Raw genomic sequence first — 7,173 nt, forward strand, 5'->3', positions numbered from 1 at the left:
CGGCATCGGCCGCGGTGCCGAGGACGCGGTAGGCCACCGAGAACAGCAGGTTGCGATGCCGGTGGAACACCTGCTGGTCGAGGTCCGGGGAAGGGTGGGTCACCGCGCCTCCCGGATCCGGGTGAAACGGCCGCCGCGGGGCCAGAACGCGCCCGAGGCGGGCATCTTCTTCATACGGCCCCACGTGGGCCAGGGCGAAGCAGTCACCGTCTCCTTATAGCGGACCGCCATGCGGCCGGTCAGACACACCCGTCGAGGGCTGTCGTCGGGGCGGGTGAACTGCACGACCGCGTCGCGCCGGCCCAGGCTCACCGGCGTGTGGTAGTAGCCGAAGCGGAACGGCTTGGGCTGCTTGCCCTTCAGCGTACGGACGATCGACACCGCGGCGTGGACACCGGTCGGCATGCCGCCCTGGCAGGTGCCGTGCATCACGCCGTAGCCCTGGAGGATCGCGGCCGCGTCGCCGATGGCGTACACCTCCGGATGCGACACCGACCGCAGCGCGGCGTCGGTGACGATGCGGTCGCGCTCGTCGACGGTCAGCCCGGCGGAGGCCGCCAGCGGCGACACCCGCGTACCGCTCGTCCACAAGACCGCGTCGGCGGTGATGCTCTCCCCGCCCACCAGCTCGACCGCACCGGGCAGCACCTTCGCCACCTCGACCCCGCTGCGCACCCGGACGCCCAGGCGCTGAAGCGCGGACCGCAGATACGTTCTGGCCTTGGGGTTCATGGTCGCACCGGGTTCGCGTCGGCCCAGCAGCACGACGTTCAGCTCCGGGTGCTGCTCGGCGATCTCCGCGGCCGACTCGACCCCGGTGAGCCCGCTGCCGGCGACCACCACCGTGCCGCTGCCGAGCCGCGCCAGCCGGTCGGCCAGCGCCTCGGCGTCCTGCGCGCTGTTCAGGGTGTACGCGTGCTCCTCGACACCCGGCACCGCCGCCGTGTCGGCCACGCCGCCCAACCCGTACACGAGCGTGTCGTAGTGCAGGATGCGGTCGTCGTCGATCCGCACGCTCCTCGTGTCCGTGTTCACCGCCGTCACCCAGCCGCGCACGAACTGCGCGCCCGTCCCCTCCAGCAGCTCCGGGATGCTCAGCTCGGCGAGCTGCTGCCCGGTCGCCGTCATGTGCAGCCGCAGCCGCTCGGTGAACCGCTCCTGCGCGTTCACCAGGGTCACCCGCACGTCCTCGTGCTGCTTGAACCGGGCCGCGAGCTGGATCGCCGCGGACATGCCCGCGTAACCCGCCCCCAGGATCAGAACACGGTGTGCGGCCGCCATGCCTGCCTCGTCTTGTGCGCTCATCGTTCCGCCTTCCTCCACTTGCTGCCGACGACCACCAGATGGAAGCTGCCCGCCTATCCGTGACACGCGGTGGGCATGATGCACATCACAGTCGGCTTGGCGGCGCTCGTGACCCGCGCGACCAGCGAGTCCCCCTCGGCTGCGACGTGCTCCGGGACCGCGCCCGTGACCGCACGGTCTTCGGCTCCGTCCCACTTTCCGGAGCTGGCCGGGCCGAGGCCCCCGCGCCTTGAAGGTGTGGCAGCAGGCCAAGGGCTTCCAGCTCTCCCGCGAGCAGCTCACGGCCCTCATGCGCCTCATCGCTCGACGAACCGCTTCCCCACGGCGAGGAGGCGACGCTCAGCTACGGGTTCAGCGTGGACCCCGACCACGAGCAGGTGCTGATCGCGATCGGACCCGAGGGGGACGACGCGGTGTCCTCCAGCGGCGCCGTCCCCGCCTGAGGAGGTTTGGCCGTACCGCGCTCCCGACGGAGGCCGGGAGGGACGATGTTTACCCGCCGCCGGACGGGTAGACAGGTTGGTGTGCACCCGCGCGCTCCTCGGGCCGCGGGGACGGCCTCCACGGCCGTACGGCCCGGGATGACGCGGCGCGGGTGCCGGGTCGGCGCCTCTCGGGGGTGAGCGCGCACGACCCGCGCCGGACCGGCGGTTCGGGGGATCCGCGACGGTCCGGCGAGACGCGGGAGCCCCCGCGCGACACCTCGTCGCGCGGGGGCTTTTCCCTTGCCCCGGACGGACTCAGGCGCCCACCGGGCAGAGTGGCCCGTCGGATGGTGGGCCGTCCCCGCACCCGGGAAACACCCTTTCCCTCCTGCCGCCGGGCCCACCGTGGTCGCAGGAGGTCGCGCCCCCTCCCCGGTGCCGTCGGGCACCGTCGGACCGAAGACCTGGTCGTCGTCGCAGGCGGTCTTCCACACCGCTCCGGTGGCGTCGGTGATCGAGGCGAGCGGGTACTCGTCATCACGGAAACCACTATGCTACTCCTCGTGATTATTCAGATCCCCTCGGTGTTCGCGGGGGTGCGGGCTCAGGCGGATCCCTTCGCCGCACACGGTTCACGGAGGCGAGGGCTCCCTCCCCAGGCCACCGAGGAGGAACGGCGATGAGCGGTTACACGAGGACGGGTCCCCCGCTGATCGCGGAGCGGGGCGCCGACACCGGCCTGGCGCGCGCCTTCGAGGTCTGCCGCAGGATCCACACGGGTGCGGACCACGTCTCCCCCCGGGTGGTCGATCTGCTGCCCGCCCACAAGCGCCCCTACGCGCACGCACTGGCCGCCTTCGGGATATGGGCCGATCGGCTGGCCGACGAGGGGGAGGTCTCCGAGCGCGGTCCGGCCCTGGCCCGGTTCCGCGCCGAGATCCTGACCGCGCTGGCCGACGGACCCGGCGCACCCGTTCGCCTGCCGCCGGTCCAGCGCGCCGTGGTCCACACGGTGCGGGCGTGGGACATGCCCGTGCCGGTGCTGGAGGAGCTTCTCACCACACTCGAACAGGACAGCCGCCGACCGCCCGACTTCCCCGGCTTCGCCGACCTGCGCCGCTACCTGCGCGGTATGAGCGGCACCGTCGCGGAGCTGTTCGGCACCGTGTTGGAGCCGGTCCGGGAGGACACCCCGGAGCTCATGTCGCTGCTGGGCGAGGTCTTCCAGTACATCGACATCCTCAACGACCTGCCCGAAGACCTCGGACAGGGCCGCTGCTACCTGCCCCGCCAGGACCTGGAGCGGTTCGGCCTGGACGCGGACGGCCTGATCGGCGCGCTCGGCACGGACGCCTGTCGGGAACTGATCGCCCTGCAGGTGCGACGGGCGCGCGGGCTTCTGGATCGGGGTCAGGAGGTGGTCGATGCCGCGCACCCCTCCAGCCGCCCCTTCCTCGCCTCCATGCTGGTCGGGCTGCGGACGGGCCTGGACGAGTGCGAGTACCTCCCGGCGGTCCGGCCGGACACTCCACCGCGGACAGCCGTTCCCACCCGGTTGTCACAGACCCGGAGGACACCCGTCGAGGTCCTGCCGGTCGCCTCCGGGACGCGGCAACGGCGGTCGCCCGCCCCCTCCTCCGAGCCCGGGGGCCCTCCCGCCGCGGTCCCCGAGCACGTGGCCGTGATCATGGACGGTAACCGGCGCTGGGCCGGGGCACTCGGGCTGGCCGCGGTGGAAGGGCACATGGCCGGGGAGGAGGCGATGTACCGTCTGGTGGACGCCGCCGGGGACCTGGGCATCAAGTACGTGACCACCTTCGCCTTCTCCACCGAGAACTGGTCGCGCTCTCCCGAAGAAGTGTCCTCCTTGTTCAAGGTGTTCGCCCGGCGCGTCACGGGGGTCACCGGGCGCCTGCACGCCCGGGGCGTCCGGATGCGCTGGTACGGCCGCCGCACCAGGATCGAGGCGGCGCTCCGCGAACGGCTGGAGTGGGCCGAGGAGCTGACGGCGGGCAACAGCGGGGTGACGCTCACGTTCTGCCTGGACTACGGAGGCCGCCAGGAGATGGTGGACGCGGTCAAACACGCGGCGGCCGAGGCGCTCTCGGGGCGGCTGGACCCGACGCGCATGGCGGAGTCCGACCTCGCCGGGTACCTCTACGATCCCACCCTGCCCGACGTGGACCTCCTGATCAGAACCGCTGGCGAGCAGCGCACCAGCAACTTCCTGCCCTGGCACACCGCCTACGCCGAACTCGTCTTCGAGGACGCCCTCTGGCCCGACTTCGACCGCCCCCACCTGGTGCGCGCCGTCAACACCTACGCGGAACGGCGCAGGAGCTTCGGCGGCACCCTGAGCGAGGAGAGCGCCTGACGCTGCACTCGGTGGGCCTGAGGGCCGCCCCGGACCATCCCCGCGTGCGCGGGGAGCACGTCGGCTTGGAGATCTCCACCCGGCCGAACATGGGACCATCCCCGCGTGCGCGGGGAGCACCTGGCGGCCGCGATGAAGGCGCGCGCCGACGATGGACCATCCCCACGCGGGCGGGGAGCACAGGCGAAGACGCAGGTGCGGGCCCGTCGGGTCGGGACCATCCCCGCGTGCGCGGGGAGCACGGTGGCGCGACGATTCTTGGGCAGGAGCTGGCGGGACCATCCCCGCGTGCGGGGGGAGAGGTGTCACAGGTCCCGGTAGACCTCACGGCGATGAGCGACACTCAGCACAAGGACCACCAACCGACCGTCGTAAATCGTGTACACGATCCGGTAGTCGCCTACCCGGATGCGCCAGGATTCGGTGTCTCCCTTGAGCGGGATACTCCCGGCCGGGCGTGGGTCCACTGCCAGTTCTCGGACCTTGCGCGCGATTCGAAGTCGGATCGGTTTGTCGAGCTTGCCGAGCTGCTTAAGCGCTGGGTCAGCAAATGAAACAGCGTAGGGCTCGTTCACCGGCCCAGCTCGTCTTCGGTCAGCCCGAGCTGGCGCATCGCTTCATCGAAGGGAACGACCGTCGATCGTCCCGCTTCGATGTCGGCCAAGCGCTCGGCGGCGATACGGGCGTCACGCTCGTCCAACAGCTCCTCGTAATGATCGACCATGTCGGCCGGAACGATCGCGGCAGCCCGTTGGTGACGACGTCCGCGAGTAACGAAGGTGACCTCGCCGCCGTAGACGGCGCGGTTGACGCGTTCGGAGAAGTGATCGCGAGCCTCGGTCACAGACAGTTCGTGCATATGGCTGGTGTCAGCGTTCATGTTCTCCATCATGCCCTAAAAAGACGCCAACCTGGCGTGGTTGGCGTGGTTCCTTGCCTTCCTGACGAGAGACGACAAAAGCTTGGATCCCAGAACCATCCCCGCGTGCGCGGGGAGCACTCGGTGTGGTGGGTGACGTAGTACAGGCCGGTGGGACCATCCCCGCGTGCGCGGGGAGCACGGTGGGGCATCGACTTCATGACCCGTGTCGACGGGACCATCCCCGCGTGCGCGGGGAGCACTTGGGTGGAAGGGCGCCAACGCCCTGTCACTCGGGACCATCCCCGCGTGCGCGGGGAGCACAGTCAACGACCTGGGAACTTACCAGCGACAAGCAGCCGAATTTCCAACTTCCCGAAAAACAGACACCAGCCACCAAAATCCCATAGGACGCGAAAACCCTTAAACGTCAACAGGTTACGCAGCCTGAAACGACCCGCGTCGCCGCGACACCCCAGAGCCACCTCGCCCACAGCAACATAACGCGGTTTATCAGTTCTGAGACAACCACGGTCCCAGGAGCGCCCCCGTTGATGCGCTCCCGGGACCGTGGGGCACGGCATGCCCCCTGACAGCCTCCCGCCCTACTTGGCCAGGAAGGCCAGCAGGGCCTCGGTGACCTCCTCCGCATGGGTCCACAGCAGACCGTGCGGCGCACCCTCGATCTCGACGTAGTCCGCCGAGGGCAGCAGCGCCGAGAACGCGCGGCCGGTGGCGTCGATCGGCAGGATGTTGTCCGCGGTACCGTGCAGGATCAGCGTGGGAACGTCGATCTTGGGGATGTCCGCGCGGAAGTCGGTGAACCAGGTCAACGGGGCCGCCGCCGAGGCCACCGCGCCCGAGCCCGCCGCGACGTTCCAACTGTTGCGGACGGCCTCCTCGCTGATGCGGGTGCCCAGGTTCTCGTCCAGGTTGTAGAAGTCCTTGTAGAAGTCGGTGAAGTAGGCGTACCGGTCCGCCTTGACCGCCGCGACGACACCCTCGAAGAACTCCCGGGGCGCGGCCCCGCCGGGGTTGTCCTCGGTCTGGAGCAGGAACGGCTCAAGGGAGGCCAGGAAGGCCGCCTTGGCGACGCGGGCGGAGCCGTAGGTGCCCAGGTAGCGGCCGACCTCGCCGGTGCCCATGGAGAAGCCGACCAGGACGACGTCGGTGAGGTCGAGGGTCTCCAGGACCGTGTTGAGGTCGGCGGCGAAGGTGTCGTAGTCGTAGCCGGTGGAGGGCTGGGAGGACTGGCCGAAACCCCTGCGGTCGTAGGTGATGACCCGGTAACCGGCGTCCAGCAGGGCGGCGGTCTGCTTCTCCCAGGAGTGACCGTCGAGCGGGTAGCCGTGGATGAGGACGACGGGCTGACCACTGCCCTGGTCCTCGTAGTGCAGCTCGATCGGAGTGCTGTTCTCGGTTCCGACGGTGATACGGCCCATGGTGAACCCCCTCTTTCGATGAGAACGGTCGTTCTCATCCGAAGCCGTGTGCGAGAACGAGCGTTCTCACTTGCTCCACACCTTAGAGAACGATCGTTCTCGGCGCAAGTACACTGGTGGCATGGACAACGAGGAGTACCGACAGCAGATCGTCGCGGCGGCCGACCGGCTCTACTACACGCGGGGTTTCTCGTCCGTGGGCATGGACCAGCTCCGGGACGCCGCCGGGGTCTCACTGCGCCGCCTCTACCAGCTCTTCCCCTCCAAGGACGACATCGTCATGGCGGTGCTGCACAGGCGCAGGCGTATATGGGCGGAGGGGTTGGACGAGCACGTGAACGCGGCCGGGACGCCCCGGGAGAAGCTGCTGGCGGTCTACGCGTTCCTGTCCGACTGGTTCTGCGAGGAGGACTTCCGGGGGTGCGGGTTCATCAACGCCTTCGCCGAACTGGGGGCGGTCAACTCCGACGTCGCCGATATCGCCCGCGAGCACAAGCTGTCCTTCCAGCGCTACCTGGGCGAACTGGTGGAACGGATCGGCGTGGACTCCTCCCTGGCCGCGCAGCTCGCTCTGCTGGCGGAGGGCGCGCAGACCACCGCAGCGATCACCGGCCAGGCGGAAGCGGCCGACCGGGCGCGCGAGGCCGCCGAGGTACTGATCGACGCGGCCCTGGAGAAGGCGAACCGCGGTGCGGCTGAGAAGGCTTCACTCCCGTAAAGCGGTGTGAACTGCAACCATCCCCGCGTGCGCGGGGAGCACTAGGGGAG

Annotated in this window: 6 protein-coding genes; 2 read left to right on the plus strand and 4 right to left on the minus strand. The window is 69.8% G+C overall.

What is annotated here, in order from left to right; all coding sequences use genetic code 11:
- Window positions 1-99 precede the first annotated feature (99 nt).
- Complete coding sequence (locus DQW06_RS10145; RefSeq protein WP_117198342.1) at window positions 100-1,305, minus strand: NAD(P)/FAD-dependent oxidoreductase; 1,206 nt, start codon at window positions 1,303-1,305, stop codon at window positions 100-102.
- Window positions 1,306-2,409: 1,104 nt separating this feature from the next.
- On the opposite strand from DQW06_RS10145, the gene uppS reads away from it, so the two are divergent.
- Window positions 2,410-4,104, plus strand: coding sequence for a polyprenyl diphosphate synthase (uppS, locus tag DQW06_RS10150; RefSeq protein WP_117198343.1), 1,695 nt, complete (start codon window positions 2,410-2,412; stop codon window positions 4,102-4,104).
- Window positions 4,105-4,409: 305 nt separating this feature from the next.
- On the opposite strand, the gene DQW06_RS10160 is transcribed toward uppS, so the two are convergent.
- From DQW06_RS10160 to DQW06_RS10175, 3 genes are all read right to left on the minus strand, one after another.
- Complete coding sequence (locus tag DQW06_RS10160; RefSeq protein ID WP_117198345.1) at window positions 4,410-4,679, minus strand: type II toxin-antitoxin system RelE/ParE family toxin; 270 nt, start codon at window positions 4,677-4,679, stop codon at window positions 4,410-4,412.
- A complete protein-coding gene (locus DQW06_RS10165) occupies window positions 4,676-4,984 on the minus strand; it encodes a type II toxin-antitoxin system prevent-host-death family antitoxin (RefSeq protein WP_232832994.1) in 309 nt (102 codons plus the stop codon). The genes DQW06_RS10160 and DQW06_RS10165 overlap by 4 nt, the downstream gene beginning before the upstream one ends.
- Before the next feature lie 584 nt (window positions 4,985-5,568).
- The gene (locus DQW06_RS10175; protein ID WP_117198348.1) at window positions 5,569-6,405 is read right to left on the minus strand and encodes an alpha/beta fold hydrolase; all 837 of its coding nucleotides are present in this window, start codon (window positions 6,403-6,405) and stop codon (window positions 5,569-5,571) included.
- Window positions 6,406-6,526: 121 nt separating this feature from the next.
- On the opposite strand from DQW06_RS10175, the gene DQW06_RS10180 reads away from it, so the two are divergent.
- Complete coding sequence (locus DQW06_RS10180; RefSeq protein ID WP_117198349.1) at window positions 6,527-7,123, plus strand: TetR/AcrR family transcriptional regulator; 597 nt, start codon at window positions 6,527-6,529, stop codon at window positions 7,121-7,123.
- Window positions 7,124-7,173 lie beyond the last annotated feature (50 nt).

The sequence above is a fragment of the Nocardiopsis sp. TNDT3 genome (assembly GCF_003427465.1).
Taxonomy (GTDB): domain Bacteria; phylum Actinomycetota; class Actinomycetes; order Streptosporangiales; family Streptosporangiaceae; genus Nocardiopsis; species Nocardiopsis dassonvillei.